Genomic DNA, 23903 nt, shown 5'->3' on the forward strand with positions numbered 1-23903 from the left:
CCATTAATTTACACTGTAAAGTTTGTTTTCTACATCTTCTTTAATGTCCTTTACCTTCCTTACAGCCTCTTCTTCATTTTCATCTTTCGAATACACGTAAAGTTTTATTTTCGGTTCAGTTCCCGAAGGTCTTACTGCGAACCAAGAACCGTCTTCTAAATGATAAATCAGTACATTTGAAGGTCCAACGCCATTATATCCTCTTATATAATCTATTTTCTCTTCCAATTTAATACCGCCGAAACCACTAAATTCACTTTTCCTAAAGAATTCCATCATTCTTGAAATTCTCTCCTGTCCCTCAATTCCCTCAAGTACGATACTGGTTAAATCCTCTTTAAAGTAGCCAAATTCCTTATATATATCCTCTAATACCTCTATAAGATTTTTCCCCTTCTTCTTGTAATAAGCCGCCATTTCAACTATCATCATTGAGGAAATCACTCCATCCTTATCCCTTACATGGTCACCGTAAACATAACCAATACTTTCTTCATAACCGAAAATAAATTTATATTCCTTTGTCCTGTCCCAAAGATTTGGCAATGCACAGATATTTTTAAATCCGGTTAAAGTTTCAAATACTGTTACTCCCATGCTTTCAGCTATTTCCTTCGCCAAGTTACCAGTTACAATAGACTTAACTATGGCACCGTTAAAGGGGATTATATTCCTTTCATATAAGGAATTTAAAATATAGTAGGTAAGTAAAACTCCCGTTTGATTTCCATTAAATACATAATAATCTCCTTCGGACTTTTTAGCCAACATTGCAACTCTATCACAGTCAGGATCTGTTGCAAATATTAAATCCGCATCTATTTCATTTGCAAGCCTTAAAGAATATTCAAAGGCATTTACATCTTCAGGATTTGGGTAGCCCACAGTTTCAAAATCAGGATCAGGATTTTCCTGTTCAGGAACTACATTAATATTAGTAAATCCTCTTTCTGCCAATACGTACCTTACAGGTTTATTGCCTGTACCGTTTAAAGGTGAATAAACTACACATATATCCTTATCAATATCATCATTTATACTTTTTGATAAAGTCTTTCTATAGTAACTTATATCCAAATCACTTTTAATCACATGTACAAAACCACTTACTACAGTGCTCTTATAATCTAAAATTTTAATATCCTCAAATTTAAGCTTTTCAATTTCTTCCTGAATTTCATTGGCAATATCGTCTAAAATTTGAGAACCCTCTTCCCAATAAACTTTGTAACCATTATATTGTTTAGGGTTATGACTTGCCGTAATTACTATACCCGAAATAGTCCCAAGATACCTAACTGCATAAGACAACATCGGCGTAGGTCTTATATCGTTAAATATATGGGCATTAATTCCGTTAGCAGCTAAAACCCTTACTACTATTTCCGAAAACTCACGAGACATATGTCTTACATCACGAGCTATTACAACGCCTCTATCCATGGCAGTCTGTCCTCGTTTTATAATAGTATTTGCAAGGCCCTGTGTAGCTCTTGCCACGGTGATTTCATTCATTCTGTTGGTACCGACTCCAACTATACCCCTAATTCCCGCAGTACCAAATTCCAAATCCCTGTAAAATCTATCCTTAAGTTCTTCTTCATCATCTATACTTCTAATTTCAGTTTTTAAGTCCTCTGAAACTATAGCACTATCAAGCCACTCTTTTACTCTTTCTCTATAATTCATCTAAATCATCCTTTACCAAGTCATAAAATTCAGCATCTATTAAACTTTTCAAATCTAGGGGGGAAATTTTTATTTGCATTCCTATTTTCCCTCCGCTTATATAAAAATAATTTAAATCTTTTGCACTTAAATCTATAAAAGTCTTAAATTGTTTTTTCATTCCCACAGGCGAACATCCACCATGAACATATCCAGTAAGCCCCAATAATTCTCTTTGTGGAATCATTTCAATTTTCTTCTCTTTACTTGATGCTGCAGCTTTTTTTAAATCCAGTTCCCTTGCAACAGGCACTACAAAAACATAGTGATCATCCTTTGATTGTGTTACTAAGGTTTTAAATACCAGATTTTCGTCTTCCTTTAAAGTAGCTGCAACCTCTACGCCGGATATACCACCCTTTGGTGAATATTCTATAATTTCATAATCTATACCCTTATTTTCTAAAATTCTCATTGCATTAGTCTTTTTCATCACATTCACCGGTTTCCCTTCTCTATTAATTCTACAATAATTATAGAATTTTTTCACCTTTTATTCTAAAAGAAGACATAAAAAAATGGAGGTTAAAACCTCCACTTTCTAGCCGAATATTAAAAAGGCTATCGGCGTCGCTATTAATATTGACAAGGCAACACGCTCAAACCAAATTATAAAGTAATCTCTCATCTTTAAAGGTATTTCCGTTGCAAGTATACATGGAATTGAAGCACTGAAGAACAATATTTCAGATACACATACAACTCCAACTACAAATCTTGTTACTAATGGCGTTCCCACTACAGGTGCTGCAGGTAGGAACATTTCCACTATACTCATGGACATTGCCTTTGCTGCTAAAAGCGGTTCAGGCAACCTTGTTATCAAGGTAAATGGATAGAAGATATAGCCCACTATGTCAAATATAGGTGTGTACTTTGCCACTATTAGTCCTAAAGTTCCTATTGCCATTAATGACGGAGCCATATTAAGAGCCAACTGTAGTCCATCTAGAAAATTAACTTTTACATTTTCCCAAACACCCGGAGCATTTGAACTTACTTCCACTGCAACTTCTACTGCAGCTTTCCACTTACTTCCCTCTACATCCTGTTCAACATCACCCTTTTGACCTTCGTAATACTCATCAGGCTTACCGGACAACGGATATAATCTGGCAGTTATAGCTGTAACTATGAAAGTAACCACTAAAGAAACCCAAAAATAAATACTCCAATGGTCCATAAAGTCCAAAGTAGTAGCTACTATTATCATAAAGGCAGCTGATACTGTGGAAAATCCTGTTGCTATTATTGCAGCTTCTTTTCCCGTATACTTTCCTTCCACATAAACTCTATTTGTAATTAAAAGTGCTAAAGAATATGAACCTACAAAAGAAGCCACAGCATCTACTGCAGATCTTCCTGGAGTTTTAAATATGGGAACCATTACAGGTCTCATAAATATTCCTATAAACTCCATTAAGCCGTAAGAAACTATAAATGCTAAGAATACCGCCCCCACAGGTACTATTGTAGTAACAGGTACTACTACCTTTCCAAATATGAAAGGTATCATATCATCTTCAAGTAAACCTGCCGGTCCAATATTAAATACCGCCATTATTACAAAAGGTATTGCAAAGATATTTATAATGGAAAAGAACATTTTTATCCTCGTCTTTTTCCAAGTTCCCTTTATAAAAGGCAGAGCCACCCCTATAAATACCAAGGCCAATCCATAAATTGAATCATAGTAGGGTATTTTTCTAATTAATGTAACTACGTGGTCTAAAGGTATAGTGCTTTTTCCCATAAGGTCAATAGATACGAAAAACATAAAAATTCCAAATAAACTATAGACCACGAATCTTGTAAGAGCTTTGCTCCTACTCATTTCATTATTCATGAAATTCCTCCTTCTTTCTTTTTTGCTTTTTTATTATAGTCTATAAGCTGTCTTAAAACTGTCCATTATTTTTACAAATATTCTTAAGATTTGAAGTCTCATTTTATTTTGATAAAGCATTAACGTAAATTTTATTTGACAATTCTTAGACTATAGTAAATTTCAATTTACAATTGTACCTCTTTTTCTAATTTATTGCAATTTTGACATAAAAAAATAGTGGAGCCATCTCCACTATTTCTAATTTAATTTAATTTTTAACCGAATATTAAAAAGGCAATCGGTGTAGTTATTAATATTGACAAGGCAACACGCTCAAACCAAATTATAAAGTAATCCCTCATCTTTAAAGGTATCTCCGTTGCCATCATACATGGAATTGAAGCACTGAAGAACAATATTTCAGATACACATACAACTCCAACTACAAATCTTGTTACTAATGGCGTCCCCACTACAGGTGCTGCAGGTAGGAACATTTCCACAATACTCATGGACATTGCCTTTGCTGCTAAAAGCGGTTCAGGCAACCTTGTTATCAAGGTAAATGGATAGAAGATATAGCCCACTATGTCAAATATAGGTGTGTACTTTGCCACTATTAGTCCTAAAGTTCCTATTGCCATTAATGACGGAGCCATATTAAGAGCCAACTGTAGTCCATCTAGAAAATTAACTTTTACATTTTCCCAAACACCCGGAGCATTTGAACTTACTTCCACTGCAACTTCTACTGCAGCTTTCCACTTACTTCCCTCTACATCCTGTTCAACATCACCCTTTTGACCTTCGTAATACTCATCAGGCTTACCGGACAACGGATATAATCTGGCAGTTATAGCTGTAACTATGAAAGTAACCACTAAAGAAACCCAAAAATAAATACTCCAATGGTCCATAAAGTCCAAAGTAGTAGCTACTATTATCATAAAGGCAGCTGATACTGTGGAAAATCCTGTTGCTATTATTGCAGCTTCTTTTCCCGTATACTTTCCTTCCACATAAACTCTATTTGTAATTAAAAGTGCTAAAGAATACGAACCTACGAAAGAAGCCACAGCATCTACTGCAGATCTTCCCGGAGTTTTAAATATGGGAACCATTACAGGTCTCATAAATATTCCTATAAACTCCATTAAGCCGTAGGAAACTATAAATGCTAAGAATACTGCCCCCACAGGTACTATTGTAGTAACAGGTACTACTACCTTTCCAAATATGAAGGGTATCATATCATTTTCAAGTAAACCTGCCGGTCCAATATTAAATACCGCCATTATTACAAAAGGTATTGCAAAGATATTTATAATAGAAAAAAACATTTTAATCTTTGTAGTTTTCCAAGTTCCTCTTATAAAAGGCAGAGCCACCCCTATAAATACCAAGACCAACCCATAAATTGAATCGTAGTAGGGTATTTTTCTAATTAATGTAACTACGTGGTCTAAAGGTATAGTGCTTTTTCCCATAAGGTCAATAGATACGAAAAACATAAAAATTCCAAATAAACTATAGACCACGAACCTTGTAAGAGCTTTGCTCCTACTCATTTCATTATTCATGAAATTCCTCCTCCTTTATTTTTTGTAAATCAATTATAGTTCATCATCTGTCTTAAAACTGTCAAAATATAAACCAAAAATTTATTTCATCTTGATAAACCAAGAAAGTATAGTCTTTTTATAATGTTGATTTTTGACGTAATTTAGACGAGAATATTTATTTAATAAATAAATTGTAAAATATTTATTTTTATTTAGAATTTTTACCAATATTTATATTCTGTTTAACCTTTGATTTAAAGCTCTTTTCTGCAAGTGAAAATTTATATTTTATTTTATAGATATTTTTTGACACAAATTAGATTTAAAGTATACTTATATTAAAGTTTAAAATTTTCAAAATATTTAATATATAATAAATTTAAAGTAAAATATTTTTGACATTTATTAGACTTTTGTAAACTATTTTTTACATACAACAAATAACTAAAAACACAGAGGATTGAAATGAAAATATTAATTACACCTGCAAAGGAAATGAAGCTAGAAAATTCACAAAATTATAATAATGATTTAATTTTTAAAAATGAAACAATTGAAATTATAAATAGTTTAAAATCCTATTCTAAAGACGAGCTAAAGAAGGAATTTAAACTTAATGATAAAATAGCAGAAAAAAGTTATAAGGAGTGGCAGACTATTAATCATAACAAAAAAAGTAATGCTATCTTTACTTTTAATGGCCTTATGTATCGAAATATGAATTTAAAAGAATTGTTCCCTTCTCAATTAAATTATATAGATAATACTGTTAGAATAATCTCCCCTCTTTACGGTTTAATAAAACCCTTTGATGGCATTGCACTTCACAGATTGGACTTTTCTAAAAATATAACCTTAAAGAGCAATATTAAACTAATAGACTTTTGGAAGGAAAAAATTTCCTCTTACCTTTTAGAAGAAGACAGTTTATTTTTAAATTTACTATCAGATGAATTTTTAAAAGTATTAGATAAAGATGTTATTAAAAAATCCCTATTTGTAAAATTTATGATTAATAGAGACAATGATTTAAAAATCCACTCCACTACCTCTAAAAAAGGAAGAGGACAGCTTATAAATTATATGTCCAAAAACAATGTTGAAGATATTGAAGAGGTTAAAAGTTTTAATTATGACGGTTTTAACTTTAATAAAGAGTTATCAACGGCAAATAAACTGATATTTATAAAAAATAATTAAATTTTACAATTTACCCTTGACTTTTTCAAAGTTTATTATTACAATTACATTTAATATTTGAAAAACAAAATCTTTGAAATGGTAGTAGTATTATTGGAATTTCAGCGAGTTGAAGTAGAGTGTGAGTTCAATAAGGAAGATAATTACGAAGTAGGACCATTGAGATGATATTGCGAGCTTTTAGTTAGCCTTATCCGTTTAAGTTTACGTTAAAACTAAAGTGGGTGTTATTACATCAATCAGAGTGGTACCGCGGATATATTCGTCTCTTTCTTTATGAAAGAGACTTTTTTTATACCAAATTACCCTTGATTGAACATCAATTAGAGTGGTACCACGGATATTTCCGTCTCTTTCTTTTGAAAGAGATTTTTTTATACCAACCTATTTAACACCAATTAGAGTGGTAACGCGGATATATTCGTCTCTTTCTTTTGAAGGAGACTTTTTTATTATAATTTTTGGGGGAAGAAGAATGAAAAAAAATAATGAAATTAAAAAAGTTGTACTTGCTTATTCAGGAGGTTTGGATACTTCCATTACCATCCCTTGGCTAAAGGAAAATTATGGTTGTGAAGTAATTGCAGTAGTTGGAAATGTTGGACAGGACGACGAATTAGAAGGTTTGGAAGAAAAAGCCATTCAAACTGGAGCCAGCAAAATATTTATTGAAGACTTAACAGATGAGTTTGTTGAAGACTTTGTATTTGAAACTCTTAAAGCAGGCGCAAAATATGAAGGTAAGTACTTACTTGGAACTTCTTTTGCAAGACCTGTAATAGCAAAAAGATTAGTTGAGATAGCTCATAGAGAAGGTGCTGATGCAATTGCCCATGGATGTACAGGAAAGGGAAACGACCAGGTTCGTTTTGAGCTGGCTGTTAAGGCCTTTGATCCTGATATGGAAATTATAGCTCCTTGGAGAACTTGGGAGCTTAAATCAAGGGAAGATGAAATTGAATATGCAAAGGAACGTAACATTCCTCTACCTATGAAAGAAGATAATATCTATTCTGAAGATAGGAATATTTGGCACGTTTCCCACGAGGGATTGGATTTGGAATACCCTGATACGGAACCTAATTACGATAATTTCTTAAAGATGTCTGTATCACCTGAAAATGCACCTAATACTCCTACCTATGTTACTATCTCCTTTGAAAAAGGAATACCCGTGGCAGTTAACGGAGAGAAAATGTCCGGTAAAAATATAATTAAAGTATTAAATAAAGTCGGCGGTGAAAACGGAGTGGGTATAGATGATATAATTGAAAATCGTCTTGTAGGAATGAAAGTTAGAGGAGTATATGAAAATCCGGGCGGAGCTATTTTATATAAAGCCCACGAAATCTTAGAGTCCATAACTTTAGACGGCGATACTCAACACTATAAAGACGTAGTTTCTGTGGAATTTGCCAATGTAGTTTACAATGGTAAGTGGTTTTCACCACTTAGAGAAGCTCTTTCAGCATTTGTAAACAAGACTCAGGAAACTGTTACCGGAGAAGTAAAATTAAAATTGTACAAGGGCAATATTATTAATGCAGGAGTTACATCTCCGTATTCACTTTACAATGAAGAATTTGCTACTTTCGGAGAAGACGGAGTATATGACCAACACGATAGTCAGGGTTTTGTAAACCTATATTCCCTTTCTACTAAGGTACAATCTATGATGAAGAAAAAACTTAAAAATAATTCAATGACAGGTAATACGCTATGAAAATGTGGAGCAGTAGATTTAAAAAGGAATTAGACAGTCTTGCCAATGATTTTAATTCCTCCATTGGCATTGACTATAAAATGTATAAAGAGGACATTATGGGCTCAATGGCACATGCCAATATGCTATGTGCAACAGGTATAATTACCGATGATGACAACTCTAAAATTCAAAACGGTTTAAAAAATATTCTCTTTGAAATAGATTCCGGAGAACTTGAAATAAATCCTATGGCTGAAGATATACACATGTTTATAGAAGAAGAGTTGACAGAGAGAATAGGAGATGCGGGTAAAAAACTCCATACTGCCCGCTCTCGAAATGACCAGGTTTCAGTAGATATTAGAATGTATTTAAAAGCTAAAATTGAAAGCATTGTAATAGACCTGAAGACTTTAATTGAAACTCTTATAGAAGTGGCCAAAGCCAATTTAAATACTGTTATGCCCGGTTATACTCATTTACAAGTGGCACAACCTGTAACCTTTGCTCACCATATTATGGCCTATGTTCAAATGCTTACAAGGGACATATCCCGATTAATTGACTGCTATAATAGAATGAATGAAAATCCTTTGGGCAGCGGAGCTTTAGCTACTACTACCTACCCCATTGATAGATTTAAAACCACTGAACTTTTAAACTTTAAAATACCTACGAGGAACAGTATGGATTCCGTTTCCGACAGAGATTTTATAGTGGAGTTAAATTTTGATATTTCAATGGTTATGTTACATCTATCCAGATTTTCCGAAGAAATTATTCTTTGGGCAAGTCAGGAATTTAAATTTATAGAGTTAGATGATTCCTACTCCACAGGTTCATCTATTATGCCTCAAAAGAAAAATCCCGATATGGCAGAGCTTGTAAGGGGAAAAAGTTCAAGAGTCTTTGGAAATTTAATGGCTACTTTAAACCTTATAAAGGCTCTTCCTCTTTCCTATAACAAAGATCTTCAAGAGGACAAGGAAAATATTTTTGACAGTATTGAAACTGTGGAAATGTCCATTTTAATCTTTAATGGAATGATGAAGACGCTTAAAGTTAATAAAGAAAATATGCGTGATAAGGCAAAGAGGGGTTTTATAAACGCCACTGATTTGGCTGACTACCTAGTTAAAAAAGGTCTTCCCTTTAGAGATGCCTACAAAATCACAGGAAATTTGGTCAGTTACTGCGTAGATAAAAACATCTCCCTAGAGGAGTTATCTATGGAAGAATTAACTAACTTTTCCGATCTTTTTGAAGCTGACGTCTATAAGTATATAGATTTGGACTATATTCTCTCTCAGAGAAATGTCTATGGAGGACCGAGTCCCGATGCTGTGAAAAAACAGATCCTAGATACAAAAGCATATGTAGACACACTACAAATAAAATAAAAGTTGGTGATATCACCAACTTTTTACTTTATATTTATTTATTCTTTTTGATTTGCCTCTGCTACAATTTTTTCAGCAATATTTGCAGGAACTTCTTCATATCTTACAAATTCCATTGAGAAAGTACCTCTACCCTGTGTCATAGCTCTTAAATCTATGGAATATTCAAACATTTCAGCTTGAGGAGCTTCGGCAATTAACAGTTGAGAACCGTCTGCCTGCTGGTCCATTCCCAAAATTCTTCCCCTACGTTTATTCATATCTCCCATTACATCGCCTAAATAAGCGTCAGGTATAGATACTTCAACTTTCATAATAGGTTCAAGAAGTGCTGGTTTTGCCTCTTCCATTCCCTTTCTAAAAGCAAGAGAAGCTGCCAATTTAAAGGACATTTCATTTGAATCCACATCGTGATAGGAACCGTCATAAAGTACTGCTTTAAAATTAGTTACAGGATAACCGGCCAGTACTCCCTTTTCCTTAGACTCTATAATTCCCTTTTCAACTGCAGGGAAGTAGTTTCTTGGCACAGAACCTCCAAATACTTCCTCATCAAAAACAAAATCTTCTTCGCTAGGTTCAAATCTTATCCACACATCACCGTACTGTCCTGCTCCACCTGATTGTTTCTTATGTTTACCTTGAACTGATGCAGTGCCTTTAATAGTTTCTCTATAAGGAATTATAAAAGGAACTATATTTACTTCAACGCCAAACATATTCTTTAATTTTTCAAGAATAACATCTAGTTGTACTTGACCCTGACCTCCAATAGTCAATTGTTTCGTTTCAGGATTTCTTTCAACAGTAAAGCTTGGGTCTTCTTCTCTAAGTCTTCTTAAAGATGCTGACAATTTTTCTTCATCGCCCTTGGTTTTTGGTTCAATTGCATAATATAATACGGCACTTGGATATTTTATTTTCTTATATTTAACCGGATGAGCTTTATCACAAAGGGTATCTCCTGTTTCCGTTACACTTAACTTAGTAGTAGCCCCTATATCTCCCGCTTGAATTTCACTTATTTCAATTTGGTTCTTACCTCTTACTACGTAAAGACCGCCCATTTTTTCACTTTGATCCTTTGTGGAATTATAAAGAGCTGTGTCTTTAGTAATCTTTCCGGAAATAACTTTAAATATGGAAATTTTTCCTACAAAAGGGTCGGTAACGGTTTTAAATACCACTGCAGAATAAGGTTCTTTAACAGTTCCTTCTCTTTCTTCTCCCTCTTCATATCTAAAGCCCATATGCGCTCTTTCATCAGCAGGAGACGGCATATAATTCACTATTGTATTTAATAGTATATCTATACCTATTCCCTTTTCTCCGGAGCCAACTAATAGCGGAACGGCATCTCCCTCAAGTAAAGCGGAAGTAACGCCTCTAAGTAAATCTTCTCTTGTAAATTTTTCACCTGCAAAATATTTTTCCATTAAAACTTCATCAGAACCCGCCACAACTTCGGCAATTTCTTCATACATTCTTTCAGTTGCCTTTATTTGATCGTGACTTAATTCAGTTTCTTCAGGTGCTCCATCTTTATATTTAAATCCCTTTTGGTAAATTACATCTGTAACTCCTACAAAATCTTCTCCCTCACCGATCGGCACTGAAAAAGGAATTACTTTCTTACCAAAAGCGGCCTCAAGTTCCTCCATTAATTTTCTGAAGTTAACATTTTCTCCATCTATCTTGTTTACAAAAATAATTCTCGGTAATCCGATTTTTTCAGTGTACTTCCACATTCTTTCAGTACCTACCTCTATTCCGGAAGTGGCATCTATTACCATTAACGCCGCCTCTGAAGCACGTAGCGCTCCATAAGCCTCTCCCATAAAGTCTAGGTAACCCGGAGTGTCAATTATATTAACTTTATAATTTCTCCATTCAATAGGTATTATACTGGTACCTATGGAAGTTCCTCTCTCCATCTCTTCTTTGGAAAAGTCACTTAAAGTATTTTTTTCAGTAACACTTCCCAGTTTTTTTGTAGCTCCACTTTGATATAGCATAGCTTCTGTAAGATTGGTCTTTCCACTTCCACTATGCCCTACTAAGGCCAAATTTTTAACATTCTCCATGTCGTATACCTTCATGCAATAACCTCCTATATCTTTTATGTATAAATTTTGAAATCGTTTTTGCTGTTTTTTTACTTTATCATTATATCATATTTAACAGTCTTTTAATAGTTTACTTTAATCAAGCAATAAAAAGAACCCGATTTTCAAAAACTCAGGTTCTCTTTAAATTCCGTATTCCATCTGTAACTTCAGGCATCAATTCATCAGAGATGATTTTCAACATTCTCTCCAGCTCTGCCAACTCCGCTTCAGTAAATCTCTCCTTTGCCCTTCTAATTACCAAGTCCATATACTCATTTTTAATATCATAGTACTTATAGAATTTTTCAGTAAGCTCTAAAAAGTACTCTCTCTTATCTTCTTCAGATTGAACCTTTTTAACATAACCCTTTTTAACAAGATTGTTAACCTTGTAAGTTATATTCGGTTGAGAAATTCCCAAAAATCTTCCTACCTCATTAATAGTAGGTCTATCTAAAGCGTGAATTACCTCAGTACAAAAGGTCTCAGTCGTAGTTAATGTCGATTCCCTAGTAGCAAAACCCGTAAATATATTTCTATAAAAGTTCAATTTAAATTTTTCATAAACCTCATCAAATGTTTTTTCCAGCAATCTGCTCGTCTCCATATTAATATTAACAAATTTCAAAGTTTCGGGCAAGCGTTTTATCATTCTCCTATTGCAAAAGAAATTTCAGCCTTACAAACTAATTCACCCTTAACATATGCCTCACAAGTTGCAAAACCTATATTGAGTTTCTGTGACTTTAGCTTTGCAGTTATTTCAAGGGTATCTCCCGGCCTTACCATCTTTAGAAATCTTGCAGATTTAATACTTGTAAAAAAAGCAAGTTTCCCTCTGTTTTCTTCCGTAGATAGTATTGCAACCGCACCGACCTGAGCCATCGTTTCCACTATTAAAACACCCGGATAAATATGGTTGTTGGGAAAGTGTCCTTGAAAGACAGGGTCAGAAATACTGATGTTTTTAATTCCCTTTGCATAATCTCCCTCTTTATATTCCACTATCTTATCAACTAATAAAAAGGGATGTCTATGGGGAAGAATTTCCATTATTTCATTTGAATTATATTCCATACTAATATCCTTTCATTGCAATTGTAATATTGTGACCGCCGAATCCCAAAGAATTTGACAGCGCCAACTTAATATCCTGCTCTATTCCTTTATTTGGAACTATATTTAAATCACATTCTTCATCTTCCACTAGGTAATTTACCGTTGGAGGTATGAAAGAGTTTTCAATTGCAAGTAAAGTTATTATTGCCTCTATAGCTCCGCTTGCTCCAAGTAGATGACCTGTCATAGACTTTGTACTTGATAACTTTAAGTTATAAGCATGGTCTTTGAAGGTATTTTTAACTGCTTTAGTTTCTATTTTGTCATTTAAAGGTGTTGAAGTACCATGTGCATTTATATAATCCACATCCTCCAATGTCATTCCCGAATTTTTAACTGCCTGCTCCATTGCCATTGAAGCCCAAATTCCGTTTTCTTCCGGAGCTGTTATATGGTTGGCATCACAAGTTATTGCGCCTCCAACTATTTCTCCGTAAATCTTAGCTCCTCTTTTTAAAGCTGAATTTAATTCTTCAAGCACCAAGACTCCCGCTCCTTCTCCCATTACAAATCCAGCTCTCTCTTTATCAAAGGGAATACTGGAGCGTTTTATATCGTTACTTTCATTTAACGCCCTCATGGAAGAAAAACCGCCTATTCCCAAATGGTTGATACTGGCTTCTGCACCACCGGCAAATACCACATCATTATATCCATCTACAATACTTCTATAGCCGTCTAAAATAGCATTATTTGCTGAAGCACAAGCTGTCACGGGACATCCCACATATCCATGTACTCCCAATTCAATAGCTATTTGCGCTGCAGTCATATTGGCAATTACCATAGGAATAAAGAAAGGACTTATCTTATCAAATCCCTTTTGAGATGCTTTTATAGTTTCCGTTTCAATAGTATCAAGTCCGCCAATTCCGGAGGCCACCATAATTCCCACTCTAGTTGGCTCAAAGTCATTTAAATCAATTTTACTGTCTTCTTTTGCATTTCTTGCAGCAGCAATTCCAAATTGATTAACTCTGTCTGTCCTTCTTTGATCCTTCTTATTAAAATAATCACTTGGATTAAAATCTCTACACTGACAAGCCACCTTAACTCTTAAATCTGAAGTATCAAATCCCTCAATAAAATCAACGGCACTATTACCCTCTTTTACGTTTTTCCAAAGAGTCTTAATATCATTGCCAATGGGAGATATAAAACCCATTCCCGTAACGACTACTCTCCTCATATATTCATTCCTCCATCGACAGAAATCACCTGTCCAGTAATGTAGCCGGCCCTATCTGAGGCAAGAAAAGAAATCAATTCAGCTACATCATCCACTTTTCCATATTTTTGCATTGGAATATTTTTAAGCATTTCCTTTTTTACATCTTCATTTAAATTACCTGTCATTTCAGTTTCTATAAAACCCGGCGCTATTGCATTTACTGTTATATTTCTTCTAGCAAGTTCCAGAGCTAATGTCTTTGTCATTCCGATTATTCCAGCCTTACTTGCCGCATAGTTGATTTGACCTACATTCCCATGAAGCCCCACTATTGAACTCATGGAAATAATTCTGCCATATCTTTTTTTCAACATCATCTTAGATGCAAGTTTCATACAGTAGAAAGTGCCATTTAAGTTTACATCTATAACCTTTTGAAAGTCTTCCTCACTAAGTCTTAAAGTTAAATTGTCCCTTGTAATCCCTGCATTATTTACTAAAACTTCCAAAGAGTTAAACTTTTCCGAAATTTTTTCAAACATAGCTTCACAATCTGCGTAATTGGAAACGTCGCCCTTTACTTTTAATACTTCCACATTTTTTTGCAAAAGTTCTGCTTCAAGCTTTTCAGCATCTTCTAAATTTCTATAATTTATAACAATATTCATATCATCATCTGCTAGCTTTAAAGCAATTGCGCGACCTATTCCCCTAGTAGCACCGGTAATAAACGCTGTCTTACTCACCTTGTATTTCCTCCACAAATTTTAAGTACTCATCATATGTGGAAATAGTACTTACTTTAATCTTCCTGTCCACTTTTCTCATAAAGCCCTTTAAGACATTATTAAAACCAATTTCCACAAATAAATCTACACCATCTTTAACCATATTTTTTAAAGCATCTTCAAATCTTACAGTCCTCATAACCTGTTTTATCATCATCTCTTTAACGTCCTCATCACTTCGTTGCTTTCCTGTGAGATTGTAGTACATATCAACTGTTTCCACTTTAAAGTCCACAGTTTTAAAAAAGTTTTCCAATTCCTTTGCAGCATCTTTCATATATTCCGTGTGAAAAGGTCCTGAAACTTTTAACTCTATAGCTTTACTTCCCATTTCCTTTAAACTTTCCACTGATGCCAGTACAGCACTTCGCTCACCTGAAATCACAATTTGTCCGGGACAGTTTAAATTGGAAATTGAAGCAAAGTTTTTTTCATCACTGTGTTTTGTTACCACTTCACTTACAATATCCTCAGATGAACCTACAATTGCATACATTAAAGTATCTATATTCTCCGAGCTTTTCTTCATTGCCTCTCCTCTAAATTCGGCAATTTTTAAAGCATCTTCTGCCCTGAGCACACCTGAAGAGTAAAGCGCTCCATATTCCCCAATACTTAAACCTGCTGTGGCATCAGGTGAAATTCCCTTTTCTTTTAAAAGTTTTGTCACCATTATTTGGAAGGCAACTAATGCAACTTGAGTATTTTCTGTTTCCTTTAAAGTTTTCTCATCACTGAAAAAGGACAGTTCCTTTACATTTTTTTCAATATCTATGGAGTCATAAAATTCCTTCGCCGCCTGTGAATTCTCATAAAAATCAAGACCCATACCGGGCTTTTGGCTTCCCTGTCCTCCATATAAAAAAGCTATCTTCATCTTTCCCCCATAAGTTTTTCTATAACATCTTTTACAGTAGTTATTTCATCTATTGAATCTATATTTTCTCCTGAAAACACTACATTTAACCTACCTTTAGCACTTTCACAAAGAGCCTTTGAAATACAGTAAGGAGTCTTTCTTGGATCACAAGTCTTTAGACAATCAATACATCTTCGCTTTTGAACCTTTGAATAATCTATTCCCTTTAGAAAGTCATTTTTTATAGCCCTTGCCCAAAATCCCACAGGACTTAAAATAATTTCCAAATCTGAGTCCTTTGAATCAACTATTGCTTGTTTAAAATTAATATGGGCATCACATTCTTCAGTTGCAATAAAAGGTGTTCCCACCTGAACTCCATCTGCCCCTAAATCCTTCATCCTCAACCTGTCTTCTAAAGTTCTAATTCCTCCTGCAGCGAAAGAATAAATTTTCTTTCCCCTTTCAGTTTTTAACTCCTTTAAAAGTTCAAATACATCAGCTACTATATCTTCCAATTTTACTGTTTCTATTTCTTCTCTTTTAAAGCCTAGATGACCTCCTGCCTTAGGTCCTTCCACCACTACAAAATCAGGCAGTCTATCATACCTCTTCTTCCAAGTCTTTAGAATTAAAGCTAAAGCTCTCTTGCTGGAAACTATAGGAGCTATCAACGTTTCCTTTCCAACCAGTTCAGGCAGGTTTAAAGGAAGTCCCGCACCACAGATCACAGCATCAGCCCCATATTCACTTGAAGCTCTTACAAGTTCTTCATAGTCCTTTGCCGCAGTCATAACATTTACGCCAATTAAACCCCTGCCTCTGGCAATGGCTTTAGCTTTTTCAATCTCTTTTTTTAAAGCGGCTTTACTTTTAGCCAGAGGATCCTTTAAAAAACCCTCTTCTCTATATCCTATATCCACCCCGGATATTACACCCATGGCTCCTTCTCTAGCCACTGAACCCGCTAAATTTCCAAGGGATATACCAACTCCCATTCCACCTTGAATAATGGGAATGTCCATTTCCTTATTAAAAAAACTCACTTTGCACATAATTTTTTCTTCTCCAAAAGATAATCACTATAGAGCTTTTCAAAAAGAGCCTTTACACTGGTCTTCTCTTTTACTTCTTCCACCACTTGACCGGCCATTATAGTACCATTAGTCATATCGCCTTCATGGACTGCCTTTCTCAATGAGCCTAAAGTTAAAATCTCCAGTTCTTCCATAGTGGCTCCTTGTTTTTCCTTTTCTATATATTCATTTACCATTTTATTTTTAAGTACTCTATTAGGTAAACCGTTTATTCTTCCCATCACCGTTACCTGTGAGGACTTAGCTGCTATAATTCTGTCTTTATACTTCTCATGTACCGGACATTCATTTGTTGCCAGTAAACAAGTCCCCATTTGAACACCCACTGCACCTAGCACTTCTGCCGCTAAAATTTGTTTTCCCGAAGCGATTCCTCCCGCCGCAATAACGGGAATAGAAAGTTCATCGGCTATTTGATGTATTAGTACCATACTTGTCAATTCTCCAATATGACCTCCCGCTTCCTGTCCCTCTGCTATTATTCCATCAACACCCAGACGCTCCATTCTCACTGCCAAGGCTTTTGAAGAAACTACGGGAAATACTTTTATATTTGACTCTTTCCACTTTTCAATATACTTGCCGGGATTTCCCGCTCCTGTAGTTACAACAGGAATCTTATAATCACTTACAATTTCAGCTATTTCCTCAACCTCCGGATTAATTAGTAAAATATTTACTCCAAAGGGTTTATCCGTCTTGGATTTACAAATTTCAATCTGCTTTTTTAAATCACTTGCGCTTAAGCCGCCCGTTCCTATTAATCCAAGTCCACCAGCATTACTAATTGCAGCTGCAAATTCCCCTGTGGCAATATGAGCCATTCCACCTTGAATAAACGGATATTTAATATTTAATATTTCTTCTAATCTCATCTTTTCTCCCTAAACATCTACTATTGCTCCTGCAAAGGTAAGACCTCCCCCAAATCCAAACAAAAGCATTTTTTGGCCTTCCCTAAACATTTCCTTTTCATACATTTCTCCAAGACATATTGGAACACTTGCCGAAGAGGTATTTCCATATCTCTGTAAATTGGTATAGTACTTTTCCAAGCCGCCAATTTTCTTAGATACCGCTTTAATTATTCTTAAATTAGCCTGATGGAGAACAAAATAATCTATTTCTTCCGGCTTAGTCGACGACTTCTCCAATATGTTCTTTAGACTTTTAGGTACTATATCCAGTGCGAATTTATAAATATTCTGTCCATGCATATAGATTTTTTCATCGTCTCCTCTTAACAATTTAAGATCGTCGCTACCCATTGTCCCGTTGTCATAGTAAAAAGGTTTTAAGTTTTTTTCAAATAACACTGCCCCTGCTCCATCACCAAAGAGCATTACCGTGGACCTATCACCTTTATCTACAAGCTTGCTAAGTTTCTCAGCTCCTACAATAAGAGCATACTCTCCCTCTCTTAACATCTGATGAGCCACTATAGCTCCACCTACAAATCCTGTACAGGCCATATTTATATCAAGGGCAAATACATCTTCACCAAACTGAAATTCCCTTTGAATTATTGAAGATATGGAAGGCATAATATAATCCTGACTTAAAGTTGCAACTATAATAACCTTTACCTTTTCAATTTCCCCTGAAGTTAAATTTAATTTTTTTACAGACTCTACTGACATATCCTTTACGTCAGAATCTTCCCAATATCTGGTTTCTATTCCGGTTCTCTGCACTATCCATTCATCTGAAGTATCTAAGTAACTTTCAAAGAAACTGTTTTTAACTGCATTTTTTGAATTATAGTGTCCCGCTTTAACAAATTTCAATCCCATATTAAATTCTCATACTTCTTTCTTCTATTTTGTAATAATTCTTCCATTGGAACTTTTTTCAAGCTACTTATATTTTTTTCAAGAGATTTTTTCAATCTCTTATAGTTGTCCATAAAGTCATCTTGATTTAAAGCCAAATCCTCTTCTATAATTTCATCACATATGCCATATTTTAAAAGGTCATAAGAGGTTAATTTCATTAAATTTATTGCCTCTTTAGCTCTTAGAGAATCCTTCCATAAAATAGAAGCAAAGCCTTCAGGCGATAAAATGGAGTATACTGAATTTTCCATCATAATAAGATGATCACAAACTCCTAAAGCCAATGCTCCTCCACTGGAACCTTCGCCGATTATAACCGATACAATACTGGTCTTTAAACCGCACATTTCATAAATCGTACTGGCTATTGCCTCTCCCTGACCTCTTTCTTCCGCCTCTACACCCGGATAAGCCCCCTGGGTATCTACAAAACATACTACAGGTCTGTTGAATTTCTCGGCTTGTTTTGCCAGCCTTTGAACCTTTCTGTATCCCTCGGGATGAGGCATTCCAAAGTTTGCTTCCAAAGATTCTTTTAATTCTCTTCCTTTTTCAATTCCCAAAAAAGTTACTACTTCATCTCCAAGAGTACCTATTCCTCCTACAATGGCCTTATCATCTTTAAACTTCCTGTCTCCATGAAAGAAAACAGGATCCTCAATTAAATTTTCAATATAGTCCATTGCCTTAGGCCTATTTTTATATCTGGCTAAAAACACTCTGTCTTCAGCATTTAAATTTTCTTTTGCTTCTTTAAGTTTGGTTTTTTTATAAATATTAAATTCTTCGCTTCCTTTTTCTTCACTTAACAATTTATCAAATAACAACTTTATTTCCATAATCTCTCCTATGGTATTTTAAAATCAAACCTAAATATTCCTTTAATTCTTTTCTGTGAACTATGTCATCTAAAAATCCATGTTCAAGTAAATATTCTGCACTTTGAAATTCCTCAGGTAAATTTTCTTTAATCGTCTGTTCAATTACCCTTCTACCGGTAAAACCTATTAATGCCCCCGGCTCAGCTATTATTATGTCGCCAAGGCTGGCAAAACTAGCTGTCACTCCGCCGGTAGTAGGATCAGTCATAACAGATATATATAAATTACCCTCTTCACTGTGGTTTCTAAGGGCAAAGGTTGTTCTTGCCATCTGCATTAAAGAAAATATTCCTTCCTGCATTCTGGCTCCGCCACTTGCAGAAAATGAAATTACAGGTAATCCATCTCTAGTTGCAAGTTCAAAGCATCTGGAAATTTTCTCTCCCACATATACACCCATACTCCCCATTAAAAATCTACTGTCCATAACGAAACAATAACATTGGTTGCCGTTAATGCTTCCCTTACTTATTAAAACAGCTTCGTTTAATTCACTTTTTTCTCTTGCAGACTTTAGCTTTCTTTCATAATCTGCAAACTCCAAGGGATTATAGGTCTTATCCTCATCTTCTATTATTGTATATCCTTCATCCATTATTAAATTTAATCTATCTTCTGCAGGCATCCTTAAATGATTCTTACATTTCGGACAGATAAATTGATTATATTCCAAGTCTGATTTCAAAATAGTATTTCCGCATTTATTACATTGTAAAAATTCAATTTGATTTTTTACAAGATTTCTAACTATTTTTCTATCTCTTCGCTCTCTTAATTGTTTTACTTTTTTAAATACATCGGTATTAAGTTTAAAATAATCCATTTTTATCTATATGCCTCCATTAAATTGAGAAGTTCATCTAGTTTTTCTTCTATAAAAGAAGTAGAATAATTTCCCCTTATAAAGTCAATATCAAATAAAATAGCATAAAGTAAGTACTGGTTTGTGCTGACACCATCTATAATGATTTCCTCCAATGCCCTTCTCATCTTCCTTATTGCTCCCAATCTCGTCTTATCTTTTACTATAATTTTTCCAAGCATTGAATCGTAATAAGGGCTGACTCTGGCTCCGCTGTAAAGATAGGAATCAAATCTCGTATTCACTCCTCCCGGACCATAGAAAAATTCCACTTCTCCTGATTCCGGCATAAAATTATTAAGCGGATTTTCGGCATTTATTCTACATTCAATTGCACAACCCTCAACTTTTACATCTTCCTGTTTAATGCTTAGCCTTAGACCGGATGTAATTCTTAATTGTTCCTTTATTAAGTCTATATTCGTAACCATTTCAGTTACAGGATGTTCAACTTGAATTCTGGTATTCATTTCTATAAAATAAAATTTATTTTCCTCATCAAGTACAAACTCCACTGTTCCCGCATTTTCATAGTTACAAGCTTTTGCCGCTCTTATAGCAGTTTCATAAAGCTCCTTGCGCTTATCGTCATTTAATCTTACACAGGGGCTCTCCTCTATCATTTTTTGATTTTTCCTTTGAATTGAACAATCTCTTTCACCAAGAGCTACTATATTGGAAAATTTATCTGCTAAAATTTGAACTTCCACATGCTTGGGATTTACAATAAGTTTTTCAATATACATATCACCGTTGTTAAAAGCGGCAATTGCCTCTGATTTTGCAGCATTAAACTCTCTTTTCAAATCTTCGCTTCTAAAAACCCTACGCATTCCCTTACCGCCGCCGCCACCTGATGCCTTAATTAAAAGAGGGTACCCTATTCTCTCCGCAATTTCAAAAGCCTCTTCTTCGCTTTCTACTTTCCCATCAGAACCCGGAACTACTGGTACCCCGTTTTTTATCATTAAATTTCTTGCAGCTATTTTATCTCCCATCATCTCAATAATTTCAGATGATGGACCTACAAACTTAAGTCCTACCTCCTCCAAGTTCTTTACAAAACTTGCATTCTCAGATAAAAAACCATATCCCGGTGCAACAGCATCACAATTTGTAGATAAAGCAGCTGAAATAATGTTATCAACATTTAAATAACTCTCAACACTTTGAGCTGGTCCTATACAAATACTTTCATCTGCAAATTTAACATGTAGTTGATCCACATCTTCAGTAGAATAAACAGCAACTGTCTTTATCTGTAATTCTTGAGCAGATCGTATTATCCTTAGTGCAATCTCTCCTCTATTTGCAATTAATAATTTCTTTATCATATTTCCTCTATCTCAAAAATAACATCCCCGTATTGAATTAGCTCTCCATCTTCAAATCCATTGTTTTTTATTATTCCGTTTACAGGGGATTTAACTTCATTAAACATTTTCATAGCTTCTACTATACAGAGCACATCTCCCTTTTTAACACTATCTCCTATTTCTACAAACCTAGGACTTTCCGGAGACGGACTGGAATAAAAAATTCCTACAAGAGGAGATTCCAACTTAAAGTTGGAATTTCCCTCATTATTATTTTTATTATGTTCTTTTTTTCCTTCTAATTTATTTTCAATATTTGTTTCTAATTCTCTTGTAGTACTCTTATCTAAATTAGAAGAGTTTTTTTCCAATTCCAAACTAAAATTATTGTCCTTATATTTTAAAGAGGACAGGTTGGAATTAGTAAAAATATCTATTATTTCTCTTACTTCCATTTTTTTACTTTCCAATATACTTAACTATATCTTCTATAGTTCTAACCTTTTCTAAATCTTCATCTGGAATTTGTACTCCAAATTTTTCTTCAATTGCCATAGTTAATTCAACAATATCTAGAGAATCCGCATTTAAATCTTCTATTAAATTTGTTTCTTCTTTTAAATCCTCTATTTCACAACCTAAATTTTCCGCTACTAATTCTTTTACATCTTCTAAAATCATAATTTACCTCCAAATATATTTTAAATTTCTTACATAAGTTTCTTTATATAAATAATTTTAAGTATATTATAGTTTTAAATATATTCAAAGTCAATTAAATACTTAAATTTTCTTATGTATTTCCATAATCTTTGCTTTTATTTAGACATTTAAAAAGCCCTATTCAATAAAATGAATAGAGCTTTTATTAAATTTTATATTCCAATACTCAGATTTATTTGTTTCTCTCTTCTAAAAACTTTCTTGCTACTTCAGGGAATAAAGCATAAGTCAACACATCTTCTTCACTTCTAGCTAAATCTCCTATTTCTTCTCTTGCAGTAGCAAGTCCCGGCTGTAAATAATCTGCAGGTCTTCCCTCTATTACTTCAGCATCGCCTATTATAGATCTTCTAAAATCTTCATCTATCTTAACAGGGCTCTTACCGTAATTTCCCTTTAGATATTCCTTTATTTCCTTTGGAACCATTTTATATCTCTGACCCATTATCACATTAAAGGTAGCTTGAGTTCCTACCATTTGGCTCATTGGAGTTACAAGAGGCGGGTATCCTAAATCCTTTCTAACTCTAGGTATTTCAGCTAAAACCTCGCCGTATTTTTCCAATTTTTTAAGACCTTCCAATTGAGTATAAAGGTTAGAAAGCATTCCTCCCGGAACTTGGTATATTAAACCGTTAGGATCTACAGATAGCATCTTTACAGGTAAAATATTCTCTTCAATATATTTCACCTTAACCTTTTCAAAGTGATTTGCTATTTCCTCAAGGATTTTAATATTTAAACTTGTATCATATCCCTTCTCCTTCACAAGCATATAAAGTGTTTCTGTAGGCGGTTGAGAGGTACCTCCGGAAAAAGGTGAAATTGCAGTGTCTATTATATCAACACCTGCTTCAATTCCCTTTAAATAAGTCATAGAACCCATTCCTGTAGTAGCATGAGTGTGAAGTTCCACTGGTAAATTTAATCTTTTAGTAATTTGTCTAACTAATTCATAGGCTTCGTAGGGTGTTAATATTCCCGACATATCCTTTATTGCCAAACTATCAGCGCCCATTTCAGCAATTGTCTCGCTTAATTTTGTAAAATATTCTATAGTATGAACTTCTGAAACTGTGTAACTAATAGCAACTTGAGTCTCTGCTCCAAACCTCTTAGCTGCACTTATTGAAGTTTCCAAATTTCTTACGTCATTTAAGGCATCAAAGATTCTTACTACATCCACTCCGTTTTTAATTGAAAGTTCAATAAATTTTTCCACAATATCATCAGGATAGTTTTTATAACCCAATAAATTTTGACCTCTTAAAAGCATTTGAGTTTTAGTGTTTTTCATATGTGCCTTTATATTTCTAATTCTCTCCCAAGGATCCTCATTTAGAAATCTTATACAGGAATCAAAAGTTGCTCCTCCCCAACACTCTAAAGCTCTATATCCCGCATTATCTAACATTTCAAGAGCGGGCTGCATATCTTCATATCTCATTCTTGTAGCCATTAAACTTTGATGTGCATCTCTTAAAACTGTTTCCGTAAACTCTATTTTCTTTTTCATATTCCACTCCCATCCTATTTATTTTATAATTTTTACTTACGACTTTTCTTACAAATTAAAAATATTTCAAATGAAATTTAAATAAGTACTAAGTTGTTCTTTAAAATTGAAATTACTAACTGATATATAAAAGCATATTTTTTAAATTAAAATTTTTTAATCCTTTATCTAATTATTACATAATATTACCCGCCATACCATTATA

Annotated in this window: 22 protein-coding genes and 1 other annotated feature; of the genes, 3 read left to right on the plus strand and 19 right to left on the minus strand. The window is 34.2% G+C overall.

Annotation, left to right across the window (positions count from 1 at the left end):
- Positions 1-3: 3 nt before the first annotated feature.
- The 4 genes from EF514_RS05720 to EF514_RS05735 form a co-directional block, all read right to left on the minus strand.
- Positions 4-1689, minus strand: a complete 1686-nt coding sequence (locus tag EF514_RS05720) for a phospho-sugar mutase (protein ID WP_127724477.1) — start codon at positions 1687-1689, stop codon at positions 4-6.
- Complete coding sequence (ybaK, locus tag EF514_RS05725; RefSeq protein ID WP_127724478.1) at positions 1679-2161, minus strand: Cys-tRNA(Pro) deacylase; 483 nt, start codon at positions 2159-2161, stop codon at positions 1679-1681. Before ybaK ends, EF514_RS05720 begins: the two co-directional genes overlap by 11 nt.
- Positions 2162-2269: 108 nt before the next feature.
- On the minus strand, positions 2270-3574 hold the full coding sequence (locus tag EF514_RS05730; protein WP_205666377.1) for a YjiH family protein: 1305 nt from the start codon (positions 3572-3574) through the stop codon (positions 2270-2272).
- 257 nt (positions 3575-3831) lie between these two features.
- Positions 3832-5136 (minus strand): YjiH family protein, encoded by a 1305-nt coding sequence (locus EF514_RS05735; RefSeq protein WP_205666378.1) that lies wholly within the window; start codon positions 5134-5136, stop codon positions 3832-3834.
- Positions 5137-5583: 447 nt separating this feature from the next.
- On the opposite strand from EF514_RS05735, the gene yaaA reads away from it, so the two are divergent.
- The 3 genes from yaaA to argH all read left to right on the plus strand — a co-directional run bounded on the left by yaaA (position 5584) and on the right by argH (position 9423).
- On the plus strand, positions 5584-6318 hold the full coding sequence (yaaA, locus tag EF514_RS05740) for a peroxide stress protein YaaA (protein ID WP_127724479.1): 735 nt from the start codon (positions 5584-5586) through the stop codon (positions 6316-6318).
- Positions 6319-6382: 64 nt separating this feature from the next.
- Positions 6383-6591, plus strand: a binding site (T-box leader).
- A gap of 202 nt (positions 6592-6793) precedes the next feature.
- Complete coding sequence (locus EF514_RS05745) at positions 6794-8041, plus strand: argininosuccinate synthase (RefSeq protein WP_127724480.1); 1248 nt, start codon at positions 6794-6796, stop codon at positions 8039-8041.
- Positions 8038-9423 carry an argininosuccinate lyase gene (gene argH, locus EF514_RS05750; RefSeq protein WP_127724481.1) on the plus strand — a complete coding sequence of 462 codons (1386 nt, stop codon included), beginning with the start codon at positions 8038-8040 and terminating at the stop codon, positions 9421-9423. Before EF514_RS05745 ends, argH begins: the two co-directional genes overlap by 4 nt.
- 38 nt (positions 9424-9461) lie before the next feature.
- On the opposite strand, the gene fusA is transcribed toward argH, so the two are convergent.
- The 15 genes from fusA to EF514_RS05825 all read right to left on the minus strand — a co-directional run bounded on the left by fusA (position 9462) and on the right by EF514_RS05825 (position 23698).
- Positions 9462-11522 carry an elongation factor G gene (gene fusA, locus EF514_RS05755; protein WP_127724482.1) on the minus strand — a complete coding sequence of 687 codons (2061 nt, stop codon included), beginning with the start codon at positions 11520-11522 and terminating at the stop codon, positions 9462-9464.
- Between the two features lie 139 nt (positions 11523-11661).
- Complete coding sequence (locus tag EF514_RS05760) at positions 11662-12183, minus strand: MarR family winged helix-turn-helix transcriptional regulator (RefSeq protein ID WP_240649014.1); 522 nt, start codon at positions 12181-12183, stop codon at positions 11662-11664.
- Positions 12180-12608, minus strand: a complete 429-nt coding sequence (fabZ, locus tag EF514_RS05765; protein ID WP_127724483.1) for a 3-hydroxyacyl-ACP dehydratase FabZ — start codon at positions 12606-12608, stop codon at positions 12180-12182. The genes EF514_RS05760 and fabZ overlap by 4 nt, the downstream gene beginning before the upstream one ends.
- Position 12609: 1 nt before the next feature.
- Positions 12610-13839: a beta-ketoacyl-ACP synthase II gene (fabF, locus tag EF514_RS05770; protein WP_127724484.1), complete on the minus strand. Its 1230-nt coding sequence runs from the start codon at positions 13837-13839 to the stop codon at positions 12610-12612.
- Positions 13836-14567 carry a 3-oxoacyl-[acyl-carrier-protein] reductase gene (fabG, locus tag EF514_RS05775; RefSeq protein WP_127724485.1) on the minus strand — a complete coding sequence of 244 codons (732 nt, stop codon included), beginning with the start codon at positions 14565-14567 and terminating at the stop codon, positions 13836-13838. Before fabG ends, fabF begins: the two co-directional genes overlap by 4 nt.
- Complete coding sequence (locus EF514_RS05780) at positions 14560-15486, minus strand: ACP S-malonyltransferase (RefSeq protein ID WP_127724486.1); 927 nt, start codon at positions 15484-15486, stop codon at positions 14560-14562. Before EF514_RS05780 ends, fabG begins: the two co-directional genes overlap by 8 nt.
- Positions 15483-16514 carry an NAD(P)H-dependent flavin oxidoreductase gene (locus EF514_RS05785; protein ID WP_240649015.1) on the minus strand — a complete coding sequence of 344 codons (1032 nt, stop codon included), beginning with the start codon at positions 16512-16514 and terminating at the stop codon, positions 15483-15485. Before EF514_RS05785 ends, EF514_RS05780 begins: the two co-directional genes overlap by 4 nt.
- Positions 16511-17440: a nitronate monooxygenase gene (locus EF514_RS05790; protein WP_127724488.1), complete on the minus strand. Its 930-nt coding sequence runs from the start codon at positions 17438-17440 to the stop codon at positions 16511-16513. The genes EF514_RS05785 and EF514_RS05790 overlap by 4 nt, the downstream gene beginning before the upstream one ends.
- Before the next feature lie 9 nt (positions 17441-17449).
- A complete protein-coding gene (locus tag EF514_RS05795) occupies positions 17450-18352 on the minus strand; it encodes a 3-oxoacyl-ACP synthase III family protein (protein WP_164845554.1) in 903 nt (300 codons plus the stop codon).
- Positions 18349-19239: an acetyl-CoA carboxylase carboxyltransferase subunit alpha gene (locus EF514_RS05800; RefSeq protein WP_127724490.1), complete on the minus strand. Its 891-nt coding sequence runs from the start codon at positions 19237-19239 to the stop codon at positions 18349-18351. The genes EF514_RS05795 and EF514_RS05800 overlap by 4 nt, the downstream gene beginning before the upstream one ends.
- Entirely contained in the window at positions 19217-20104 is an 888-nt protein-coding gene (accD, locus tag EF514_RS05805) for an acetyl-CoA carboxylase, carboxyltransferase subunit beta (RefSeq protein ID WP_127724491.1), read from the minus strand. The genes EF514_RS05800 and accD overlap by 23 nt, the downstream gene beginning before the upstream one ends.
- Positions 20105-20106: 2 nt before the next feature.
- Positions 20107-21477, minus strand: coding sequence for an acetyl-CoA carboxylase biotin carboxylase subunit (accC, locus tag EF514_RS05810; RefSeq protein WP_127724492.1), 1371 nt, complete (start codon positions 21475-21477; stop codon positions 20107-20109).
- Positions 21474-21914 (minus strand): acetyl-CoA carboxylase biotin carboxyl carrier protein, encoded by a 441-nt coding sequence (locus tag EF514_RS05815; RefSeq protein WP_127724493.1) that lies wholly within the window; start codon positions 21912-21914, stop codon positions 21474-21476. Before EF514_RS05815 ends, accC begins: the two co-directional genes overlap by 4 nt.
- A gap of 4 nt (positions 21915-21918) precedes the next feature.
- A complete protein-coding gene (gene acpP / locus EF514_RS05820) occupies positions 21919-22140 on the minus strand; it encodes an acyl carrier protein (RefSeq protein ID WP_127724494.1) in 222 nt (73 codons plus the stop codon).
- Positions 22141-22354: 214 nt separating this feature from the next.
- Complete coding sequence (locus EF514_RS05825; RefSeq protein ID WP_127724495.1) at positions 22355-23698, minus strand: oxaloacetate decarboxylase subunit alpha; 1344 nt, start codon at positions 23696-23698, stop codon at positions 22355-22357.
- Between the last annotated feature and the right edge of the window lie 205 nt (positions 23699-23903).

Origin of the sequence: Anaerosphaera multitolerans (assembly GCF_004006535.1) — a bacterium.
In the GTDB taxonomy this organism is placed as follows: domain Bacteria; phylum Bacillota; class Clostridia; order Tissierellales; family Peptoniphilaceae; genus Anaerosphaera; species Anaerosphaera multitolerans.

Excerpts from the sequence above, each read along its gene's own strand:
- EF514_RS05720 (WP_127724477.1), bottom strand. The coding sequence starts at position 1,689 with ATGAATTATAGAGAAAGAGTAAAAGAGTGGCTTGATAGTGCTATAGTT.
- ybaK (WP_127724478.1), bottom strand. The coding sequence starts at position 2,161 with ATGAAAAAGACTAATGCAATGAGAATTTTAGAAAATAAGGGTATAGAT.
- EF514_RS05730 (WP_205666377.1), bottom strand. The coding sequence starts at position 3,574 with ATGAATAATGAAATGAGTAGGAGCAAAGCTCTTACAAGATTCGTGGTC.
- EF514_RS05735 (WP_205666378.1), bottom strand. The coding sequence starts at position 5,136 with ATGAATAATGAAATGAGTAGGAGCAAAGCTCTTACAAGGTTCGTGGTC.
- yaaA (WP_127724479.1), top strand. The coding sequence starts at position 5,584 with ATGAAAATATTAATTACACCTGCAAAGGAAATGAAGCTAGAAAATTCA.
- EF514_RS05745 (WP_127724480.1), top strand. The coding sequence starts at position 6,794 with ATGAAAAAAAATAATGAAATTAAAAAAGTTGTACTTGCTTATTCAGGA.
- argH (WP_127724481.1), top strand. The coding sequence starts at position 8,038 with ATGAAAATGTGGAGCAGTAGATTTAAAAAGGAATTAGACAGTCTTGCC.
- fusA (WP_127724482.1), bottom strand. The coding sequence starts at position 11,522 with ATGAAGGTATACGACATGGAGAATGTTAAAAATTTGGCCTTAGTAGGG.
- EF514_RS05760 (WP_240649014.1), bottom strand. The coding sequence starts at position 12,183 with ATGATAAAACGCTTGCCCGAAACTTTGAAATTTGTTAATATTAATATG.
- fabZ (WP_127724483.1), bottom strand. The coding sequence starts at position 12,608 with ATGGAATATAATTCAAATGAAATAATGGAAATTCTTCCCCATAGACAT.
- fabF (WP_127724484.1), bottom strand. The coding sequence starts at position 13,839 with ATGAGGAGAGTAGTCGTTACGGGAATGGGTTTTATATCTCCCATTGGC.
- EF514_RS05780 (WP_127724486.1), bottom strand. The coding sequence starts at position 15,486 with ATGAAGATAGCTTTTTTATATGGAGGACAGGGAAGCCAAAAGCCCGGT.
- EF514_RS05790 (WP_127724488.1), bottom strand. The coding sequence starts at position 17,440 with ATGAGATTAGAAGAAATATTAAATATTAAATATCCGTTTATTCAAGGT.
- EF514_RS05800 (WP_127724490.1), bottom strand. The coding sequence starts at position 19,239 with ATGGAAATAAAGTTGTTATTTGATAAATTGTTAAGTGAAGAAAAAGGA.
- accD (WP_127724491.1), bottom strand. The coding sequence starts at position 20,104 with ATGGATTATTTTAAACTTAATACCGATGTATTTAAAAAAGTAAAACAA.
- accC (WP_127724492.1), bottom strand. The coding sequence starts at position 21,477 with ATGATAAAGAAATTATTAATTGCAAATAGAGGAGAGATTGCACTAAGG.
- EF514_RS05815 (WP_127724493.1), bottom strand. The coding sequence starts at position 21,914 with ATGGAAGTAAGAGAAATAATAGATATTTTTACTAATTCCAACCTGTCC.
- acpP (WP_127724494.1), bottom strand. The coding sequence starts at position 22,140 with ATGATTTTAGAAGATGTAAAAGAATTAGTAGCGGAAAATTTAGGTTGT.
- EF514_RS05825 (WP_127724495.1), bottom strand. The coding sequence starts at position 23,698 with ATGAAAAAGAAAATAGAGTTTACGGAAACAGTTTTAAGAGATGCACAT.